This window comes from Sphingomonas sp. GW821-FHT12D09, assembly GCF_058807215.1.
This window is the reverse complement of sequence record NZ_JBXAQL010000001.1, coordinates 1,281,776-1,300,689: the sequence shown is the minus strand read 5'-3', so window position 1 is coordinate 1,300,689 and position 18,914 is coordinate 1,281,776. Positions and strand designations below refer to the sequence as shown.

General features: G+C 66.5%; 16 protein-coding genes. 14 read left to right on the top strand and 2 right to left on the bottom strand.

Features of this window, described 5'->3' with window-relative positions:
* The first annotated feature begins 69 nt into the window (after positions 1-69).
* Positions 70-1,101: a glycoside hydrolase family 43 protein gene (locus AC1RPL_RS05860; protein ID WP_493068315.1), complete on the top strand. Its 1,032-nt coding sequence runs from the start codon at positions 70-72 to the stop codon at positions 1,099-1,101.
* 325 nt (positions 1,102-1,426) lie between these two features.
* On the opposite strand, the gene AC1RPL_RS05855 is transcribed toward AC1RPL_RS05860, so the two are convergent.
* Positions 1,427-2,755 carry an MFS transporter gene (locus AC1RPL_RS05855; RefSeq protein ID WP_493068314.1) on the bottom strand — a complete coding sequence of 443 codons (1,329 nt, stop codon included), beginning with the start codon at positions 2,753-2,755 and terminating at the stop codon, positions 1,427-1,429.
* Between the two features lie 163 nt (positions 2,756-2,918).
* Between AC1RPL_RS05855 and cyoA the strand changes: the two genes are divergently transcribed.
* Genes cyoA through AC1RPL_RS05820 form a run of 7 tightly spaced genes read left to right on the top strand, consistent with a single transcriptional unit; the run spans position 2,919 to position 9,648 of the window.
* Positions 2,919-4,097, top strand: a complete 1,179-nt coding sequence (gene cyoA / locus AC1RPL_RS05850; RefSeq protein ID WP_493068313.1) for a ubiquinol oxidase subunit II — start codon at positions 2,919-2,921, stop codon at positions 4,095-4,097.
* Between the two features lie 14 nt (positions 4,098-4,111).
* A complete protein-coding gene (gene cyoB, locus AC1RPL_RS05845; protein ID WP_493068312.1) occupies positions 4,112-6,112 on the top strand; it encodes a cytochrome o ubiquinol oxidase subunit I in 2,001 nt (666 codons plus the stop codon).
* A gap of 3 nt (positions 6,113-6,115) precedes the next feature.
* On the top strand, positions 6,116-6,745 hold the full coding sequence (cyoC, locus tag AC1RPL_RS05840; RefSeq protein WP_493068311.1) for a cytochrome o ubiquinol oxidase subunit III: 630 nt from the start codon (positions 6,116-6,118) through the stop codon (positions 6,743-6,745).
* Positions 6,742-7,125 (top strand): cytochrome o ubiquinol oxidase subunit IV, encoded by a 384-nt coding sequence (gene cyoD / locus AC1RPL_RS05835; protein ID WP_493068310.1) that lies wholly within the window; start codon positions 6,742-6,744, stop codon positions 7,123-7,125. Before cyoC ends, cyoD begins: the two co-directional genes overlap by 4 nt.
* Positions 7,122-7,829, top strand: coding sequence for an SURF1 family protein (locus tag AC1RPL_RS05830; RefSeq protein ID WP_493068309.1), 708 nt, complete (start codon positions 7,122-7,124; stop codon positions 7,827-7,829). The genes cyoD and AC1RPL_RS05830 overlap by 4 nt, the downstream gene beginning before the upstream one ends.
* Positions 7,796-9,118, top strand: a complete 1,323-nt coding sequence (locus AC1RPL_RS05825; protein ID WP_493068308.1) for an ATP-binding protein — start codon at positions 7,796-7,798, stop codon at positions 9,116-9,118. The genes AC1RPL_RS05830 and AC1RPL_RS05825 overlap by 34 nt, the downstream gene beginning before the upstream one ends.
* Complete coding sequence (locus AC1RPL_RS05820; protein ID WP_493068307.1) at positions 9,115-9,648, top strand: response regulator transcription factor; 534 nt, start codon at positions 9,115-9,117, stop codon at positions 9,646-9,648. The genes AC1RPL_RS05825 and AC1RPL_RS05820 overlap by 4 nt, the downstream gene beginning before the upstream one ends.
* 18 nt (positions 9,649-9,666) lie before the next feature.
* Here AC1RPL_RS05820 and AC1RPL_RS05815 read toward each other — a convergent pair whose 3' ends face one another.
* On the bottom strand, positions 9,667-11,187 hold the full coding sequence (locus AC1RPL_RS05815) for an eCIS core domain-containing protein (protein ID WP_493068306.1): 1,521 nt from the start codon (positions 11,185-11,187) through the stop codon (positions 9,667-9,669).
* Between the two features lie 235 nt (positions 11,188-11,422).
* Between AC1RPL_RS05815 and AC1RPL_RS05810 the strand changes: the two genes are divergently transcribed.
* The 6 genes from AC1RPL_RS05810 to AC1RPL_RS05785 all read left to right on the top strand — a co-directional run bounded on the left by AC1RPL_RS05810 (position 11,423) and on the right by AC1RPL_RS05785 (position 18,862).
* Complete coding sequence (locus AC1RPL_RS05810; protein ID WP_493068305.1) at positions 11,423-11,830, top strand: hypothetical protein; 408 nt, start codon at positions 11,423-11,425, stop codon at positions 11,828-11,830.
* Between the two features lie 151 nt (positions 11,831-11,981).
* The gene (locus tag AC1RPL_RS05805; RefSeq protein ID WP_493068304.1) at positions 11,982-13,580 is read left to right on the top strand and encodes a hypothetical protein; all 1,599 of its coding nucleotides are present in this window, start codon (positions 11,982-11,984) and stop codon (positions 13,578-13,580) included.
* 73 nt (positions 13,581-13,653) lie between these two features.
* Positions 13,654-14,166: an RNA polymerase sigma factor gene (locus tag AC1RPL_RS05800; RefSeq protein ID WP_493068303.1), complete on the top strand. Its 513-nt coding sequence runs from the start codon at positions 13,654-13,656 to the stop codon at positions 14,164-14,166.
* 33 nt (positions 14,167-14,199) lie between these two features.
* Complete coding sequence (locus tag AC1RPL_RS05795) at positions 14,200-15,138, top strand: FecR family protein (RefSeq protein WP_493068302.1); 939 nt, start codon at positions 14,200-14,202, stop codon at positions 15,136-15,138.
* Positions 15,125-17,506: a TonB-dependent receptor gene (locus AC1RPL_RS05790; protein WP_493068301.1), complete on the top strand. Its 2,382-nt coding sequence runs from the start codon at positions 15,125-15,127 to the stop codon at positions 17,504-17,506. The genes AC1RPL_RS05795 and AC1RPL_RS05790 overlap by 14 nt, the downstream gene beginning before the upstream one ends.
* Before the next feature lie 207 nt (positions 17,507-17,713).
* Positions 17,714-18,862 (top strand): glycosyltransferase, encoded by a 1,149-nt coding sequence (locus AC1RPL_RS05785; protein ID WP_493068300.1) that lies wholly within the window; start codon positions 17,714-17,716, stop codon positions 18,860-18,862.
* The last annotated feature ends 52 nt before the right edge of the window (positions 18,863-18,914 follow it).

Sequence of the window (18,914 nt, the reverse complement as noted above, 5' to 3'; positions counted from 1 at the left end):
TGGCGCCCAAGGCTTGTCGTCTTGCCTATATTATATGATAAGTCATGTCAGATAGGCGGGAGATATGACATGACCAAGCGAGACCTCTGGACCGGGGCGCTGATCGGCGCGGCCCTGTGCCTGGGCGCCGGAAAGGTAGCGGCACAGGACGCTTCGGCCGCGAAAGTTTACTCCAACCCGCTGCTGCCCTCGGGACCCGACCCCTGGATCACCCAGGTCGACGGCACCTATTACTACATGCACACCCAGCGCGACCGGATCACGCTCTTCCGGACACGGAACATCGCGGATCTGGCCAATGCCGAGCAGAAGGTGGTCTGGACCCCGCCCAAGGAGGGCGCCAACGCCCATCTGATCTGGGCGCCCGAGCTGCACCGCATCGGCAAGAGCTGGTTCCTCTACTACACCGCCACCGCAAGCGGTTTCAGCGACGATGCGCACCGAGCAGTGTTCGTGTTGGAGAACAAGGCGTCCGATCCGCTCAGCGGGACCTGGATCGACCGCGGCCGGATCAACACCGCGCATGCCGGAATCGACGGCACCGTCTTCGCGTATCGGGGCAAGCGTTACTTCGTTTACTCGCCCTATCTGGGCCCTGATAGCGGCCTGGCCATCGCCGAGATGAAGAACCCCTGGACCTTGAAGGGCAAGGAACAGGTGATCGCCATGCCCGACCAGCGCTGGGAGCGGCTGGACGGCCGCCAGATCCTGGAAGGGCCGGAGTTCCTGGCCGGGCCCAAGGGCGACCTGTTCCTCACCTATTCGGCGAGCCCGTGCTGGTCCGACGATTATGCGCTGGGCCTGCTCCGCGCGGCGCCGGGCGCCAATCCGCTGAATCCCAAGGCGTGGAGCAAGGCGCAGGCGCCTGTGCTCCACAAGGGGAACGGTGTGTACGCAACCGGCCATAACGGCTTCTTCAAGTCGCCCGACGGCAAGGAGGACTGGATCATCTACCACGCCAATTCGGCGGCGGGGATGCAGTGTACGCTGAAGCGTGCACCGCACATCCAGAAGTTCGGCTGGACGGCGGACGGGCGGCCGGACTTCGGGCTGCCGGTGCCGGAGGGCGTGGCGCAGGCCGTGCCTTCGGGGACGCGCTAACCCTTCTATTCCCCTTCCTTGCGGGGAGAGGAATTGAGGGGGGCGGCGTATTTGGTTCCGGAACTCCTTCATCGTCATCCCCGCGAAGGCGGGGATCCAGGGTGGCGGAGCGGTGTCCTTCGTGACTCTGGATCCCCGCCTTCGCGGGGATGACGGATTGGGGGGCAACGAGGGCGACCATAGTGGGCGAAGATGCCTCACCGGGACCGGTGCTCGTGGACAGGCCCCACCCCAACCGCTCCCCTGAAGGGAGGGGCTTTTAGCGAAAAAGAGCCGGCAGCCCGTGGGGCGCCGGCTCTCTTCTTTTCCGTCCGGATCGTCCGGATCAGTCGATGTTCTTCGCGAGCTCGCGGTTGAACCACAGCGCGATCAGCGTGATCGCGGCGCCCGAGAGGAGGTAGGCGCCCGCCGCGAGCAGGCCGAAGGCGCTGCCGAGCCACAGCGCGATCAGCGGGGCGAAGGCGGCGCCGAACAGCCAGGCGAGGTCCGAGGTCAGGGACGAGCCGGTGTAGCGATGCGACTTGGTGAACAGCGCCGAGAGCGCGCCGGAGGACTGGCCGAAAGAGATGCCGAGCAGCGCGAAGCCGAAGAACATGAAGACGATCTCGCCCAGTTCGCCGGCAGCGAGCAGCTGCGGGGCGAAGCCGCTGAACACGGCGATCGCGACCGCCGAGCTGCCGAGCAGGGTGCGTCGGCCGACGCGGTCGGCGAGCACGCCCGAGAAGATGATCGCGACGGTGCCGACCATGGCGGCGGCGGCCTCGATCAGCAGGAAGCCGGTGGGGCTGTTGCTGGTGTAGAGGAACACCCAGGAAAGCGGGAACACGGTGACCATGTGGAACATGGCGAAGCTGGCGAGCGGGGCGAGGGCGCCCATCAGCACCACGCGCCAATCGGCCTTGAGCGTCTCGGCGATCGGCGCGGGCTGGAGCTCGCGGTCCTCGAACAGGCGGGCATATTCCGGGGTCACCACGATGCGCAGGCGGGCGAACAGCGCCACCACGTTGATCGCGAAGGCGACGAAGAAGGGATAGCGCCAGCCCCAGGCGAGGAAGTCCTCGGCCGGCAACTCGGTCACGAAGAAGGCGAAAAGCAGGCTCGCCACGATCAGGCCGAGCGGCGCGCCGAGCTGCGGGATCATCGCATACCAGCCGCGCTTGTTGGCCGGCGCGTTGAGCGCGAGCAGCGATGCGAGGCCGTCCCACGAACCGCCCAGCGCCACGCCCTGGCCCATGCGGAACAGGCACAGCAGCCACACCGCAGTCATGCCGGCATCGGAATAGCCGGGCAGGAAGGCGATCGACGCGGTCGAGCCGCCGAGCAGGAACAGCGCGATCGTCAGCTTGGCGCCGCGGCCATAGGCGCGGTCGACCGCCGTGAAGATCAGCGTGCCGACCGGACGCGCCATGAAGGCCAGCGCGAAGATCGCGAACGACCAGAGCGTGCCCTGCAGCGGATCGAGGAACGGGAAGAACAGCTTGGGGAAGACGAGGACCGAGGCGATCGCATATACGAAGAAGTCGAAGAACTCGGAGGTGCGGCCGATGATGACGCCGATCGCGATCTCGCCGGGGTGGATCCCGTGGCCATGCGCGGCATTGAGGACGCGTGCATCCCGTTCGGCTTCAAGGGTGGGGACGGTATCGCCGCTCATCGAATTGGAACTTTCTGCAACAACGCGCCGCGCAAGCGCGTTTCCTAATGCCATGAAGGGCCGGGTAGTTCCCGGCGCGGCGCTCTTGCGTCATAGCAGACAACGCGGGGATTGGACAAAATGTCCTATGTGCGCTGCAACATGAGACGCCTAGGCGCCCGCCATGCTTAGACCCAGTCTCCTCTCCGCACGCCTCCGTGCCGCGCTGGTTTTGCCGGCATTCGCGGCACTTTGCGGGTGCAACATGATCGTGCTCGATCCGGCCGGCGACGTCGCCCGCCAGCAGGGCAATCTGGTGGTCGCCTCGACCGTCCTGATGCTGCTGATCATCGTGCCCGTCATGGCGCTCACCGTCTTCTTCGCCTGGCGGTATCGCGCGTCGAACAAGGAGGCGACCTACGCGCCGGACTGGGATCACTCGACCAGCCTGGAGCTGGTGATCTGGTCGGCCCCGCTGATGATCATCATCTGCCTGGGCGCGCTGACCTGGGTCGCGACGCACTTGCTCGATCCCTATCGTCCGCTTTCGCGCACCGCGCCGGGCCAGCCGATCGCGGCGAACGTCAGGCCGCTCGAGGTGCAGGTGGTCGCGCTCGACTGGAAATGGCTGTTCATCTATCCCGAGCAGGGCATCGCGACGGTAAACGAGATGGCCGCGCCGATCGGCCGCCCGGTCCATTTCCGGATCTCGTCCTCCTCGGTGATGAACTCCTTCTACATTCCCGCGCTCGCCGGCCAGATCTATGCGATGCCGGGCATGGAGACGCCGCTCAACGCGGTGTTCGACAAGCCGGGCGCCTTCCAGGGCTTCTCGGCGAACTACAGCGGGCACGGCTTCTCGAAGATGCGCTTCAAGGCGCACAGCGTGGACCAGGCCGGCTTCGACGCCTGGATCGCCGAGGCCAGGAAGGCGGGCGGCAGCCTGGACCGTGCCGAATATCTGAAGCTGGAGCGCCCGACCGAGGGCGAGCCGGTGCGCCGTTATGCCGGCGTCGAGACCGGGCTGTTCGACCGCGTGACCAACATGTGCGTCGAGCCCGGCAAGATGTGCATGCACCAGATGGCAGCGATCGACGCGCAGGGCGGCATGGGCAAGGCCGGGCTCTATAACGTCCGCCAGCTCGCCTACGACAAGGGCGGCGCCCGCGGCACGCACATGCATGACGGCAAGAGCTTCGTCGGCGAGATCTGCGACGAGGACAAGCCGATGATGGCGCGCATGCAGGCCAAGCCGGGCAAGCTGACCCCGCTCACCGGCGCCGGACTGACCATGCCCTCGGCCAAGCCGACTCCCCTTGCTCCCAGCGTCGCGTCCGAAACCCGGCCGCGTCCTCTTTCCTGATCGCGAAAGCAGCCATGATCCCGCAACCCGCACCCGTCAGCCCGATCCTGGGCAAGCTCTCGCTCGACGCGCTGCCGATCCATGAGCCGATCGTCATGGTGACGTTCGTCGCCGTCGCGCTGGGCGGCATCGGCCTCGTCGCCGCGCTGACCTATTTCAAGCTCTGGGGCTATCTGTGGAAGAACTGGTTCACCAGCGTCGACCACAAGAAGATCGGGATCATGTACATGATCCTGGGCCTGGTGATGTTCCTGCGCGGCTTTGCCGACGCGCTGATGATGCGCCTCCAGCAGTCGCTCGCCTTCAACGGGTCCGAGGGGTATCTCAACGCGCACCACTATGATCAGGTGTTCACTGCCCACGGCGTGATCATGATCTTCTTCGTGGCGATGCCGTTCGTCACCGGCCTGATGAACTATATCGTGCCGCTGCAGATCGGCGCGCGCGACGTGTCCTTCCCGTTCCTCAACAATTTCAGCTTCTGGATGACCACCGGCGGCGCGGTGCTGGTGATGGCGTCGCTGTTCGTCGGCGAGTTCGCCCAGACCGGCTGGCTGGCCTATCCGCCGCTCTCGGGGCTGGCATATAGCCCAGGGGTCGGCGTCGACTATTATCTATGGTCGCTGCAGGTGGCGGGCGTGGGCACGACATTGTCGGGCATCAACCTGATCGTGACGATCCTCAAGCTGCGCGCTCCCGGCATGTCGCTGATGAAGATGCCGGTGTTCACCTGGACTTCGCTGTGCACCAACGTACTGATCGTCGCGTCCTTCCCGGTGCTGACCGCGGTGCTCGCGCTGCTCGGCCTCGACCGCTACGCCCACACCAACTTCTTCACGAACGACTTTGGCGGCAGCGCCATGATGTACGTGAACCTGATCTGGATCTGGGGCCATCCGGAGGTCTACATCCTGATCCTGCCGCTGTTCGGCGTGTTCTCGGAGGTGACCTCCACCTTCTCGGGCAAGAAGCTCTTCGGCTATTCGTCGATGGTCTATGCCACGATCGTCATCACGATCCTGTCGTATCTCGTCTGGCTGCACCACTTCTTCACCATGGGCTCGGGCGCGAGCGTGAACAGCTTCTTCGGCATCACCACGATGGTGATCTCGATCCCGACGGGCGCGAAGCTCTTCAACTGGCTGTTCACCATGTACCGCGGCCGCATCCGCTTCGACCTGCCGATGATGTGGACCGTCGCGTTCATGCTGACCTTCACGGTGGGTGGCATGACCGGCGTTCTGCTCGCGGTGCCGCCGGCGGACTTCGTGCTGCACAATTCGCTGTTCCTGATCGCGCACTTCCACAACGTGATCATCGGCGGCGTGGTGTTCGGCGTGTTCGCGGCGATCAACTATTGGTGGCCCAAGGCGTTCGGCTTCAAGCTCAATGAGTTCTGGGGCAAGGTGAGCTTCTGGTGCTGGGTGCCCGGCTTCTGGCTGGCGTTCATGCCGCTCTACATCCTGGGCCTGATGGGCGTTACGCGGCGCATGCGCGTGTTCGACGATCCCAGCATCCAGATCTTCTTCATCATCGCGGCGTTCGGCGCAGTGATGATCGCGGCCGGCATCGGCGCGATGCTGGTCCAGTTCGCGGTGAGCATCTGGAAGCGCAAGGAACTGGCCGACGTGACGGGCGATCCCTGGGGCGGCCGTACGCTGGAATGGGCGACCAGCTCGCCGCCGCCGGAGTATAACTTCGCCTTCACCCCGGTCATCCACGACCTGGATGCGTGGTACGACATGAAGTCGCGCGCCGCCGAGCGCCCGCTCACCGGCTTCAAGGACATCCACATGCCGAGCAACACCGGCGCCGGCGTGATCCTGGCGGGCATCAGCACGCTGATCGGCTTCGCGCTGATCTGGCACATCTGGTGGCTGGTGGGCGTGAGCTTCGTGGCGCTGATCGGCAGCGCGATCTTCCACACCTTCAACTACAAGCGCGACTTCGACATTCCCGCCGAATTCGTCGCCGAGACCGAGGCTGCGCGTACGCGCCAGCTCGCCGGAGCCTGATCGATGAGCACCACGACGCTTCCCGCCGCGGACGAACCGGTCCGCTTCTACGACTTCGACGAGCATGCGCATCCCGAGGGCTACAGCACGATGCTGGGCTTCTGGATCTACCTGATGAGCGACTGCCTCATCTTCGCGATCCTGTTCGCCTGCTATGCCGTGCTCGGCGGAAACTTCGCGGCGGGCCCCGGCCCGAAGGAGCTGTTCGACCTGCCGCTCGTCGCGCTGAACACGGCGATGCTGCTGTTCTCGTCGATCACCTACGGCTTCGCGATGCTGGCGATCCAGCGCGAGAACAAGGCGCAGACCCTGCTCTGGCTGGCGGTGACCTTGTTCTTCGGCGCGTGCTTCCTCGGGATCGAGCTCTATGAGTTCAACCACCTGATTCATGAGGGCGCGGGCCCGTGGCGCAGCGCGTTCCTGTCGAGCTTCTTCACGCTGGTCGGCACGCACGGGCTGCACGTCACCTTCGGCTCGATCTGGCTGGTGACGCTGATGGTGCAGGTCGGCCGCTTCGGCCTGACCGCGGCGAACAAGCGCCGCCTGGCCTGCCTCAGCCTGTTCTGGCACTTCCTCGACGTCATCTGGATCGGCGTCTTCACCTTTGTCTATCTGATGGGAATGCTGCGATGAGCCAGGATCCGCACGCACAGGGCGCGCACGAGGCGCATGGCGCGCATGAGGTCGAAGTGCCGCACGGCTCGATGCGCGATTACGTCATCGGCTTCGTGCTCTCGGTGATCCTCACTGCGATCCCGTTCTACCTGGTGATGGAGCGCCCGTTCTCGAACGGCGCCACCGCCGCGGCGATCGTCGCCTTCGCGGTGGTCCAGATCGTCGTCCACATGGTCTATTTCCTCCACCTCAGCCCCAAGGCCGAGGGCGGCTGGTCGATCACCGCGCTGGTGTTCACGATCATCGTGGTGGTGATCATGCTGTCGGGCTCGCTGTGGGTGATGTACCACCTCAACGCCAACATGATGCCGCTGCACGATCCGAGCCAGCTTCCGTGAACCAGGCCCGCCGGCGCCGCGCGGGCTGGGGTGTCGCCGCGGCGCTGCTCCTCTGCGCGGTACTGCTGGCGGCGCTCGGGGTGTGGCAGCTCGAGCGGCGGGTGTGGAAACACCAGCTGATCGCGGCGGTGGATGCCCGCGTCCATGCAGCACCTGTGGCGGCGCCCGGGCCTGATGCCTGGGGCGGGATCACCGCCAGCACCGACGCTTATCGCCGCGTCACGGTCATCGGCCATTTCCTGAACGACCGCGCCACGCTGGTGAAGGCGGTCACCGAGCGCGGATCGGGCTATTGGGTGGTGACGCCGCTGCAGGCCCGGGGCTTCACGGTCCTTATCAACCGCGGCTTCCTCCCCGACGATATGCGCCAGCGCATGCCCGCCGGGCCCGGCCAGGCCCAGGTCACCGGCCTGCTGCGCATAACCGAGCCGGGCGGCGGCTTCCTGCGCAGCAACGACCCAAGGGCGAACCGCTGGTATTCGCGCGATGTCGCAGCTATCGCCTCCACTCATGGGCTCAACAACACCGCCCCGTACTTCATCGACGCGGACGCCACTCCTAACCCGGGCGGCTATCCGGTGGGCGGGCTGACCGTGGTGCGCTTCCCCGACAGCCATATGGTCTACGCGCTGACCTGGTTCGGCCTCGCCGCGATGGCGCTATGGGCGGCGTGGTTCGTGACGCGCCGGCGCGGGACCGCATGATCTCCGCCGGCGGGCTGGAGGATACCGACCCCGGCCGCCGCAACATGTGGCTGCTCGTGCAACTGCGCTGGATCGCCGTCGGAGGCCAGCTCGCCACGATCGGCTTCGTCCATTTCGTCATGGGCGTGCACTTGCCCTTGATACCGCTGTTCATGGCGCCCTTGGTGCTCGCCGGGATCAATCTGGGCACCTATCCGCTGCTCGACCGGCGCAGCGAGATCACCAACTGGGAGCTCACCGTGGCGATGCTGGTCGATGTGGCCGCGCTCGCCTGGCAGCTCCATTTCACCGGCGGGCTGACCAACCCCTTCGCCTCGCTGTTCCTCCTCCAGGTCGTCACCGGCGCGATGCTGCTGCGGACCTGGTCGAGCTGGACGATCGTCGGTGCGGCGGGGGCGGCGCTGTTCGCCATTGCGATCAGCCCGGTGCCGCTGCAGCTGCCCGCCAATTTCCGCGACCCGTTCCGCCTCTACCTTGCCGGCAGCCTGATCTGCTTCGCGCTGATCGCGGTGCTGCTCGTGCTGCTTATCACGCGCATCGGCAAGAATTTGCGCGAGGGCGACGCCGCGCTCGCCGCCGTCAACCAGCGCGCGGCGGAGGAGGACCATATCGTCCGCATGGGCCTGCTCGCCACCGGCGCGGCGCATGAGCTGGGCACGCCGCTCTCCTCGCTCTCCGTGATCCTCGGCGACTGGCAGCGCATGCCGCGCCTCGCCGCCGACACGGACATGGCGCAGGACATCGCCGACATGCAGGCCGAGGTGGCGCGCTGCAAGACGATCGTCAGCGGCATCCTGCTCTCCGCCGGCGAGGCGCGCGGCATCGCATCGGAATTCACGACGGTGCGCGGCTTCCTCGATGCGCTGGTCGCCGACTGGCGCGCCAGCCGGCTGACCGGCATGCTCGACTATGCGGACAAGTTCGGCCCGGACGTAGCGATCGTCTCCGACACCGCGCTGCGCCAGGTGCTGAGCAACGTCATCGACAATGCCGCCGAAGTCTCGCCCGATTGGATCGGCATCACGTCCCTGCGCGAGCACGACGATCTGGTGATCGAAGTCTCCGATCGCGGCCCCGGCTTCGCGCCCGGCATGCTCGAAGGCTTCGGCCAGCCCTATCGCTCGAGCAAGGGCAAGCCCGGCGGCGGGCTGGGGCTGTTCCTGCTGGTCAACGTACTTCGCACGCTCGGCGGCACCGCCAGCGCCGAGAACTTCCCCCAGGGCGGCGCGCTGGTCCGCATCCGCCTGCCGCTTGACGCGATCGCCCGGGAGGGAGAGGACCAGGCATGACCGGCCCCCGCAAGCTGCTGATCGTCGAGGACGACGAGTCCTTCGCCCGCACCCTGCGCCGTTCGTTCGAGCGGCGCGGCTATCTGGTCGAGGCGGCGGCGAGCCATGAGGACCTGACCGCGCTGCTCGAGAATTTCCAGCCTGCCTATGCGGTGGTCGACCTCAAGCTCGGCGGCGCATCGGGACTGGTCTGCGTGCAGACGCTGCGCGCGTCCGATGCGGCGATGAAGATCGTCGTGCTGACCGGCTTCGCGAGCATCGCCACGGCAGTGGAGGCGATCAAGCTCGGTGCCTCCTATTATCTCGCCAAGCCTTCGAACACCGACGATATCGAAGCCGCGTTCGGGCGCGAGGAGGGCGATGTCGATGCGCCGCTCGCCAACCGGCCGAGCTCGATCAAGACGGTGGAGTGGGAGCATATCCACCAGACTTTGGTGGAGACCGACTTCAACATCTCCGAGACCGCGCGGCGGCTGGGGATGCATCGGCGGACGCTGGCGCGAAAGCTGGAGAAGCGGCAGTTAAGGTAGAGATATTGACATGACGCGTCAGTATGTGTCGTCGCCACTGTCGGAATCGCTATCGTGACCGGTTGTCAGCTTCTTCGTATAACGATCACGAGAAACATATGTCAGAATCTTGTTCTGAATGGCGTGCTCGATGACCTCGCTCAATTTGTACCCAAAAACACCTGGTTCTGATGTCCATGCTGGCCCCGGATGCTTGGTAGTCGTCATTTTCAGAGCATGGGCGCAGATCAGGCAGGGTCGCTTGACGCCAGCAAGCCTCGCAGGATCAAGCGTGATGCCGAGCATCTTCTCGATTCTGCGCTCCGCATGAAGGTCCACCTTCTTATTGTCACTCTTGACGATATCTAGCGGTATTTTAATATTACCGGCGACAAAGGCATCAAATATGCCGGTTTGCTCGGCATATTTCTTGCGCTTTATCAGCTTGTGTGCGTGGCGACGGGATCGGCCTTTGTCGTAATCGTCTATTGTTTGCTGCTTGATGTGCTCTTTAACGGTATCTATCGCACTTTGAAGGTATTTGTTGTTTACGCTTCTCTTGTTCGAAGAGATGTAGATGAATTTGTCGGTGTGCCAATAAGCCTGAATTTCAACCGGCAAGTATTTATCAGTTGATTCATTATTCGATTTCTTTTCGAGAATCTCGAAAAGAAGTGTAGAAATCCAGCGGAGGATCTGAATTTCTCTCTGCTTGTCATATGATCGGGCGGGGCGCTCCAGGATAGTCTTTCCAGCCAGCTGTTCCAGTTTGTCACTGGCGTCATCGTATCCATCGGCCCGATGGGAGAGCGTGATGAATTCGGCTTCCTGCCGCCCTCCCTTGCCGAAGGTTATCGATTTATACGCTTCCGACGAGCGTTGCACGGCGCCTGAGCGCGCGCCGCCGGAGAAGCGGACCACCTCGCAATTCGCTTGGGTGCGGTTGGCGGCCAGCATGCCGAGCCGGTCGGCCTCCATTTCGAGCGCCCGATCCTGCACCACTGCGACGCCGCTACCCGGCGCGCGCACCCGGCCCTGGCGCTGCTGGATGACATGGGCAAGCTCATGCCCGATGAGCTGCTGGCCCTTGACGTTGTCGGGCTGATACTGGCCCGGCGCAAAATAGATGTCGTTGCCGGTGGTGAAAGCCAGCGCGCCGATCCGCGACGCCTGTGGCCCGACATGAACACGCACAATCGAAAAGTCCGCGCCAAACGCTGCCTCCATCTTGGCGAGCAACGCCTGCGGCAACGGCTTGCCGCCATTGCGTACCAGTCCGACCTGCGCGGGATCGATCGCGAAGCTTCCGTCGCCGCCGAAACGTTGCAGCGGCGTGCCCGGTGCCGCCGCGCTATCCGCGCCTGCGTGGGCCAAGGGAGGCCTGCCCGGCGCGGCGCGGCGCTGTACCGGCTGGCTGCCGCGCTGTGCGAACGCAGCCACAGGCGGCCCGGGCGAGATACGCGCTGCTGTTGGGGCTACGCGGTTCTGCGCGACCGGTTCGAGGCGCAGAGCCGTAAGCCGCGGCTCGCCTAAGAAAAAGCCCTGGATGACCTGTCCCATGCCAATTGCCACTACAGCATCTTCGCGACAACGACCATGATGCGCGACAGATATATGAAAAGTAATCGTGGCGATCGAAGGTTGCGCGAAGAATGGCGGCTCTCAACTCGGCGTTCCCGTGCGGATAGCTTTCCACGCATCCACAGCATTCCACGCCTATGCGTTCACGGCTGGCCTAATTGCGGGTCATTCCTATATGCTCCCCCATCCGCCCGGGGGCGTTAAAGGAAGTGCCATGAAGAAGATCTCGATCCCTTTGCTCGGCGCCGCCCTGCTGGCTGCCCTTGCCATGCCGGCCGGAGCCGCCCCGCGTGAGGATGGCGAGACGGAGCTTGCCAAGGCGGTTGCGGGCCGCTCCGCCGGGGCGCCGGTCGACTGCATCACGCTGCGCAACATCCGCTCGTCGCGGATCATCGACAAGACGGCGATCGTCTATGAGATGAACAACGGGTTGATCTATGTGAACCGGCCCAAGAGCGGCGCCAGCACGCTCGACTGGACCGACGTGATGATCACCGACACCCATTCGTCGCAGCTGTGCAGCATCGATATCGTGCGGCTCTACGACAACGGCATCCGCATGCAGACTGGCTTTGTCGGCCTGGGCGATTTCGTGCCCTATCCGCGCGCGCCGAAGAGCTGAGCCAGGGCCGGACGATTGTGAGTCTAGCCCCTCTCCTTCAGGGGAGGGGCTTTAGTTGGTCGCGCCTTCGCCACCTCCGGTCGCGCCGGCATGCGGGATCGCCGCTACTGCTCCGTCCCACGCAGAGTAACATGCGTGGGTCCTGATCGATATGCAGCGTTCCCCAGCCCGTAGCTGGTCCGAGTCCCCGCATTTCCGTGCGTTGCGCCTCGTTGCGCCGGCGCCTGCGCCCTGGACGGCGCGGCTGGCTGCGGCGACGCGGGTGTGGGCAACCAATCCGGCGCTGCTCGCCGCGCTGTTGCTCGTCATCGCGATCGCGGCGCGGGCGGCGCAGCTCGGCAATCCCGTGGTGCAGGTCGATGACGAATTCTACCTGCTCACCGGCGACCGCATGCTCCATGGGGCGCTGCCCTATGTCGATATCTGGGACCGCAAGCCGGTCGGGCTGTTCCTGATCTATGCCGCGATCCGCCTGCTCGGAGGAAGCGGGGTGGTGGAATATCAGCTGGTCGCGATCCTGTTCGCCGCAGCGACGGCGTTCGTCGTGGCGCGGATCGCCCGCAATCTCGCGGGGCCGCACGGAGCGGCTGCGGCGGGCGTGGTCTATATCCTCTATCTCGGCATGTTCGGCGGGGAGGGCGGGCAGTCGCCGGTCTTCTACAACCTGTTCGTGGCGCTCGCCGTCTGGGCGATGACCGATATCGCCCGGCGACCTGGCTTTGGCGCGCGGGCGTTCAGCCTGGGCACGGGCGTCATGCTGCTGGTCGGCGTGGCGATGCAGGTGAAGTACACGGCGCTGTTCGAGGGGCTCTTCTTGGGGCTGGCCCTGCTGTGGCTCGGCTGGCAGCGCGGGGCAGGGCGGGGCCGGGGCGCGCTCGCCGCGATGGCGGCCGCCTGGATCGCCGCGGCGTTGCTGCCGACGCTTGCCGCCTGGGGCTATTATGCCGCGATCGGGCATGGCGATGCCTTTGTGCAGGCCAATTTCCTTTCGATCCTCGATCGCAGCTCGGACGGGCTGGGGATTACGGTGAAGCGGCTCGGCTGGATCGCGCTCTGCATGGCGCCGCTCGGGGTCGCCGCCTGGCTCGGGCTCGGCCTGGCGCGGCCGGCAGGGGAGGATGTCCGGCGGCTCCTGCAGGGCTGGGCGATCGCCGCGATCGGGGGCGTGCTGATCTTCGGCACTTATTTCGATCACTACGCTCTGCCGCTGATCGCGCCGCTCTGCGTGCTCGCCGCGGCCTGGTTCGGAGACGCCGAGGCGGGGCTGGTGCTTACCTCGGCCCGTAGCCGCGTGCGCGTTCCCGCCGGGGTGGCGCTGATGGTGCTCGTCACCGGGCTGTCGCTGGGGCTGATCAACGACAATCGCCGCGACCGCGGCTGGGGCCCGCAGGTGGAGCGGATGGCCGATTTCATTCGGCCGCAGCTCAAGGACTGCCTCTACGTCTTCGATGGCGAGCCGGTGCTCTACCAGTTGACGGGCAGTTGCCTGCCCACGCGCTGGCCGTTCCCGAGCCACCTCAGCCTCAGCCGCGAATCGCGGGCGATCGGTGCCGATCCCGTGGCGGAGATCCACCGGATCATGGCCGGGAAGCCGGAATTCGTCGTCGCCAGCACGCGGCCCGATCCCGATCTCAATCCACAGGCGCTAGGTTACATGACCGCGCTGCTAGCGCGATACTATGTGCCGGCGCTGGAAGTGCCGGTCGGCAGCCGCAGCCGGATCGTCTATCGGCGGCGGCCCGGTGCCTGAGCCACTCCTTTCCGCCGCCGCAATTATGCCATCGCGCTTCGCAATAGCCGCGCACGATGTGTTGGCCGGCAGCATGACCCCCTCGACCCAGACCAGCGGGCTGCAGCGCGTGCTCGAGAATGAGCGCCCGCGGCTGCTGCGCTTCCTCGCCGCGCGCGGGGCGGGCGACGATGCCGAGGACGTGCTGCAGGACCTGTGGCAGAAGCTGTCGGGCGCCGAGGCGCGGCCGGTGGCGGACCCGGCCTCCTATCTTTTCCGCGCTGCCGAGAATGTGCTGCGCGACCGCCAGCGCGCCGCGATCAGCCGCGGCCGGCGCCAGCATGAATGGCAGGATCTCGCCGCCAGCGATGCCGAGCCGCAGGGCGACCGCGTGCTGATCGCGCGCGAGCGGTTGCGCGAGGCGGAGGCAACGCTGCTTGCGCTCGGCCCGCGAGTCGATCAGATTTTCCGCCGCTATCGGCTCGAGGGGATCGGGCAGGCAGCGATTGCGCGCGAACTGGGGGTAAGCTTGAGCTCGGTGGAGAAGGATCTGCAAAAGGCCTATCGGGCCCTTGCCCAGCTCAGGGAGCGGTTCGATGCGGAATAGGCGCATCGGCTCCGTCCTTGCACAGAGGTGGGCATGAACGGGGTGAAGGAATTGATCGCGGAGGACGCCCGGACCTGGGTGATCCGGCTGCAGGACTCGGCATTTGCCGATTGGGACGCGTTCGCCGACTGGCTCGAGCGCGATCCGGCGCATCTGGCTGCCTATAACGCCGCGCTCGATTCGGATGAGGTGATGGCGGGGCTGTTCGCGCATGCGCCGGCGCAGGACCTGGAGCCCGTAGTCGCTCCGCAGGGCCGCCGGCTCTACTGGCTTTCGGGCGGCGCGGTTGCCGCGGCGCTGGCGCTGGTCGTCGGCTGGACCAGCCTGAGCGGGCCGGGCACGCGCCAGGAATATGCAACCGGGCCGGGCGAGCACCGCGAGATCGCGCTGTCCGACGGATCGAAGATGGTGCTCAACGGCGCCACCCGCGTCGCACTGCTCGACAAGCGCCAGGCCGAGCTGATCACCGGCGAGGCGCTGTTCGAAGTGCGCCACGACGCGGCCAATCCCTTCATCGTCAAGACCGGCGGCGTGGTGCTGCAGGATGCGGGCACCGTGTTCAACGTGGTGCGCGACGAGAGCGGCCTGCGCGTCGCAGTGGCCGAGGGCGCGGTGATCTACCAGCCCGGCAATGATGCTGTGCATCTGGCGCCCGGCGATGCGCTCAGCGTGCCCGCCAGCGGCGCGCCGGAGCTGACGCGTACCGTGCCCGCCGATGTCGGCGCCTGGCGCGGCGGGCAGCTCGTCTATCGCAATGCGACGCTGGACCGCGTCGCCGCCGATCTCTCGCGCAACCTCGGCATCAAGGTGCGTGCGGGAAAGGGCACCGGCGCCATTCCCTTTACCGGCACCATCTCCACCCAGGGCGGCCCCGGCGCGGTGATCGAGCGGATCGCGGCGCTCACCGGAACCCGGGCGACGCGCGCAGGCAAAGGATGGACGCTGGACGCGATCGACGGTGCGCCGCGCTGAACTGATCCTCCCGCTAGCGTTGCTGGCAGCACCGCCGGCACTGGCCCAGGAGAAGCGGCACAGCGTCTCCGTGCCCGCGGGGCGTCTCGACGCCGCGGTGTTCACGCTCGGCCGCCAGACCGGCAGCAGCATCGGGCTGCGCGAGCCCGGGCTCGGAGCGATCAAGGTCCGCGGCGTGAAGGGCAGGCACAGCGTCGATGGTGCGCTGGCGGAGATGTTGAAGGGCAGCGGCACGCGGGCGCGCCGCGTCGCCAATGGCACCTGGCTGATCGAACGCGCGCCGGTCGAGCGGCCCAAGGCGCACCCCGTGCCGCCGCCCGAGCAGCCCGACGCGCCGCCGGCCGAGATCCTCGTCACCGGCAGCAAGCGCGACATCCCGCTCAAGGCATATCCCGGCGGCGTCCAGATCGTCGAGGGCCGCGACATCCCGATCTCCGAAGGCGGCAAGGGCAGCGACGTGATCGCCAACCGCGTCGCCAGCCTTGCCTCGACCCATCTCGGGCCTGGCCGCAACAAGCTGTTCATCCGCGGCATCGCCGATTCGAGCTTCGTCGGCCCCACCCAGGCGACCGTCGGGCAATATTGGGGCAATAGCCGGATCACCTACAGCGCGCCCGATCCGGACCTGAAGCTCTACGATATCGGCCGGGTCGAAGTGCTGGAGGGGCCGCAGGGCACGCTCTACGGTGCCGGATCGCTGGGCGGTGTCGTCCGCGTGGTGCCGCGCGCGCCCAATTTCTGGGCGAGCGGCGGGCAGGTGTGGGGCGGCGGCTCCGTGACCGAGCATGGCACGCCCAGCTGGGACGTGGGTGGCATCGTCAACCTGCCGATCAAGGAAGGCGAGCTGGCGGCCCGCGCCCTGGTCTTCAGCGCGCGCGACGGCGGCTATATCGACGATCGCGAGCGCAACCTGAAGGACGTCAACAGCGTGCGCACCACCGGCGGGCGCGCGGCGCTGCGCTGGGACGTCGATGGCTGGACGATCGACCTGAACGGCGTCGGCCAGAGCATCAAGGGCAATGACGCGCAATATTCGGACGGGCAGGGCGACGGCCTCTCGCGCGCCAGCTCGATCGCCCAGCCGTTCGAGAACGAGTTCTGGCTGGGCGAGCTGGTCGGCCGCAAGCGCTGGGGCACCCTGGAGCTGAGCTCCGCCGTCGCCTATGCCCAGCAATATGTGTCGGAGGTGTTCGCCGGCCAATCGGTGAGCGACGTCAATGCGGCCTTCCCGCTGCCCGCGCTCAATTCGCCGCTGATCGGCTATCAGCAAGTCAACCGGGTCAACATGCTGACCACCGAGACCCGGCTGGCCCGGCGCGGCCCGCGCGGCACCGGCTGGCTGATCGGCGTCAGCCTCCTCCAGAATCGCGGGCGGGTGAACCGCAGCTTCGGCAGCCGCCGCTTCGCACTGACGGGCGTGCGCAATACGGTCGACGAGGCCACCCTCTACGGCGAAGGCACGGTCGAGCCGGTGCGCGGCGTCACGATCACTGCCGGCGGGCGCCTGACCCGCTCGCATCTGACCGGCAATTCGCTGGATGCAGATCGCTCCTTCGCCTTTCGCGAGGATCCGCGTGCCCGGGCGGCGCGCACGGAGACGCGGTTCCTGCCCTCCGCCGCGATCGCCTATCAGCCCTATGCCGGGGTCACGGTTTTCGGCCGCTTCGAACAGGGCTTCCGCCCCGGCGGCCTGGCGGTGCGGCGCGACGTGATCCAGCGCTTCCAGGGCGACCGTCTCTCCACCGTCGAGGCCGGTACACGCTATACAGGCAACGGCGTCAGCCTGACGGCCAGCGCTTCGATGACCTGGTGGACGAGCATCCAGGCCGACCTGATCGACGGTTTCGGTTTCCCGACCACGGCGAATATCGGGGACGGGCGGGTGCTCTCGCTTGGCTTCGCGGCGCGTTGGAAGGCCGCGCCGGGGCTCGATCTCGATGCCTCGCTCTACCTGAACGGTTCCAAGGTCACCAACCCGTCCCAGGCGGTGTTCCCGCTTGCCGAAGGGCCGTCCGACTTCAACCGCCTACCCAATGTCGCCGATGCCAGCGGGCGGATCGGCGCTGCCTATCGCACCAGGCTGGGCGGCGAGGCCGAATTCTCGGCGACCTCCTGGCTGCGCTATGTCGGCAAATCGACGCTCGGCATCGGGCCGGTGCTCGGCAAGCCGCAGGGCGACTATGTCGATACCGGGCTGGAACTGCGCCTCGAGCGCGGGCGGCGCGCGCTGACCCTGTCGGCGACCAACCTGCTCGACACCCGCGGCAACCGCTTCGCGCTCGGCTCGCCGCTGCTGATCCGCGACGACAACCAGATCACGCCGCTGCGCCCGCGCACCGTGCGGCTGGGCCTGGAAATCGGCTTCTAGAATTTTTTCGAAAAGCGTTGCGGGATCGCCACACCGGGTCCGTCTCAACCAAGCCCCCGAGGCAAGACGAGCCTGACCGTCCCCCGGCATCGCCCGTCTTGCGTCGAACCCCCGGGAGGGCGCGCCACTTGCGTATCTGTGCCCCGGCGCGCCCCTCCCGGGGTCTTCATAGGGGGATCAAGGCGGGGGCCACGACAAAGGGATCGCATGAAGCTCTTCCTCGACGGCGAGATTGCCCGTTTCGCCCGCGTTGCACCGCCCACCGCTCTCGAACTCGCGGTGGTGATCCCGACCTTCAACGAACGCGCGAACGTGCCGCTGCTGATCGAGAAGCTCGACCTGGCCTTGGCGGGACGCAACTGGGAAGCGATCTTCGTCGACGACGACAGCCCGGACGGGACGGCGGATGCCGCCCGCGAAATCGGCCGGCGCGATCCGCGGGTGCGGGTGATCCAGCGGATCGGCCGGCGCGGGCTTTCCTCGGCCTGTATCGAGGGCATGTGCGCGACCGCGGCGCCCTTCGTGGCGGTGATCGACGGCGATCTCCAGCATGACGAGACGTTGCTGCCCAAGATGCTCGACGCGCTGGAAGGCGGCGCCGATCTCGACGTGGTGATCGGATCGCGCTTCGTCGCTGGCGGCGGGACGGGCGAATGGGACGAGGATCGCGTGGCCAAGTCGGCCTTGGCGACCCGGCTTTGCCGGAAAGTGCTCAAGGCCGATCTCTCCGATCCGATGAGCGGGTTCTTCATGATCCGCACCGGGATCGTCCGCGACCTGGTGCCGACGCTGTCGGCGATCGGCTTCAAGATCCTGCTCGACATCATGACCGCCTCGCACCGGCCGCTGAATTTCCTCGAGCTGCCGTACGTGTTCCGCACCCGCGCTCTGGGCGAGAGCAAGCTCGATCATGTCGTGGCGATGGAATATCTGATCGCGCTCTACGACCGGATGTTCGGCAGGGTCGTGCCGGTGCGCTTCGTGATGTTCGCTGGCGTCGGGGCACTGGGAGCGGCGGTGCATTTCGCCGTGCTCGGCGCGCTGTTCGGCGGGCTGGACTGGCCGTTTGTCGGCGCGACGATGGTGGCGGTGCTTGCCGCGATGAGCTTCAATTTCCTGCTCAACAACGCGCTGACCTATCGCGAGCAGCGGTTGAAGGGCCTTGGCCCGATGCTTGGCGGCTGGGTGTCGTTCTGCGTGGTGTGCAGCGTGGGCGCGGCGGCCAATGTCGGGGTCGCGGCGTTCCTGCACAACGTCCAGCACGGCGACTGGCGCTTCGCGGCGATGGCCGGGATCGCAGTGGCCGCGGTGTGGAACTTCGCCTTGTCGTCGCGCTTCGTCTGGGGGCGGTATTAGTCCAAGCCGTCACCCCGGCGAAAGCCGGGGCCCAGGGTTTCTTTGCGGCATC